Genomic DNA, 1,559 nt, shown 5'->3' with positions numbered 1-1,559 from the left:
CAACTGCTGCGGTCTTTTTACGTTATTTACTACTTCCAGCTCTGCCTCACTGAGCGTTCCATATGTTGCCATTCCAGTTAGTGAACCAACTACAAAGCCTGCCAGTGGACTGTTGGTTGCTTCTGTCATGCTCTTTTCCACATAGCTGCTGGCTGCCATCGTCAGTCCCTGCTTTGCATACTCTGTTACTACGGCCCTTCCTATGGATGTTCCTGCACTTACTGCTGCATTTGCTGCCATTCCTCCGGTCAGTATCAGGGAAGCAGCGATTGTCAATACATTTCCTATTAAATAATAGAGGTCCGGATTACTGGCAAATACTGTATCACGGATTGGATTAACCGATACCATTCTTGGGTCTCCTGTTACTCCTGCATAAACATCCTGACCACCTTCTACTGTATTTGAAAAGCCATATGCTGCTGTTCCTGCGCCAATTGCCATTACTCCTACTGTAGCCACTAAAGGAAGTGCCATACCACAGGTTGCTACGACAAGCATTCCTCCCAGAATCATGGTTCCGACAAACAGATTTTGAAAAGGCCTTATTTAATTTATTAATTTACACTGAAATTTTACTTTTTTATATAATTTCTCCAATGCCTCTTCCTCATTCTTAAACGTCCATTCTGCCCTCATTCCTCTTTCATTATTTTGATAAACCTTCCATAATTTTTCATTATTATCAAAACCATATCCTATAACAAAATCTGCCTCTGTAATTTGATTTAATACTATTTTCCACATGCCTATGCCATCTTTAAATGATAGTATACTAGAAATTAATTTGTTTTTATCCACACTTAATTCTCCTTTAATATTCCTATTTTTTCTAATACATCTCCACCAAAAGGGGTAACAATTTGTCCCGCTCCACCAGTCATATCTCCCCATTCTGCTGCTTGGCCTTTTATACCATAGGTTGCATCTACACTATCTCCCAATTCCTTATTGGCTTTTGATATAAACGAATCATAACTATCACATAGTTCTTCAAAATCATCCAAATCCCACCTAGATATCCCTTCATTATGAAGCAACGCATTAAATGTATCTATATCTCTATTTTTTATTGCATCAATTTTATCAAAATACGTTACATTATTAAAAGTTCCTGTATGATAAGCTGCTTCATTTTCTACATAAGGAATTGCTCTTTCACTATATGTGTATTTACCCGTTGATGGAACGTCTGCGAAATTAGAACCACCCATATATCCATATCTATCCCAAGAATCAGCCAAACCATCTGTTCTGGTAATAGGTTTGATTGTGCTTTCATCAAAGCCTAATTTAGGCGGCCAATCATATATTACATTTCCCTTCACATCAAAACCCTTTACATATTGAATATCACTTGGCACATTTATATCAGCTTTGTAATTTGAGTTTTTAAACAGTTTTTGTAATTCCTTTATCTTTTGTGCATCAGTCAAATCACTTCTCGTACCAATATCGCTTACTGCTTTACTAAAATCGGCATAAGAATTTATACCACTCTCTCCAACATTTCCCAACTGCTGCGGTCTTTTTACGTTATTTACTACTTCCAGCTCTGC

2 protein-coding genes and 1 pseudogene are annotated in these 1,559 nt (G+C 37.5%); all 3 read right to left on the bottom strand.

Annotated elements, in window-relative coordinates; all coding sequences use genetic code 11:
- Positions 1-501: pseudogene (locus tag DV740_RS14870) on the bottom strand (hypothetical protein); the annotation flags it as partial.
- Positions 502-549: 48 nt separating this feature from the next.
- Complete coding sequence (locus DV740_RS14570) at positions 550-801, bottom strand: hypothetical protein (protein WP_118088425.1); 252 nt, start codon at positions 799-801, stop codon at positions 550-552.
- Positions 802-803: 2 nt separating this feature from the next.
- On the bottom strand, positions 804-1,559 hold a 756-nt coding region (locus tag DV740_RS14865), incomplete at its 5' end, for a hypothetical protein (RefSeq protein WP_158561580.1).

Source organism: Roseburia sp. AF02-12 (assembly GCF_003461765.1).
In the GTDB taxonomy this organism is placed as follows: Bacteria; Bacillota; Clostridia; order Lachnospirales; family Lachnospiraceae; genus Roseburia_C; species Roseburia_C amylophila.
The sequence above is the reverse complement of the archived record's forward strand: the minus strand, read 5'-3'. Positions and strand labels throughout refer to the sequence as shown.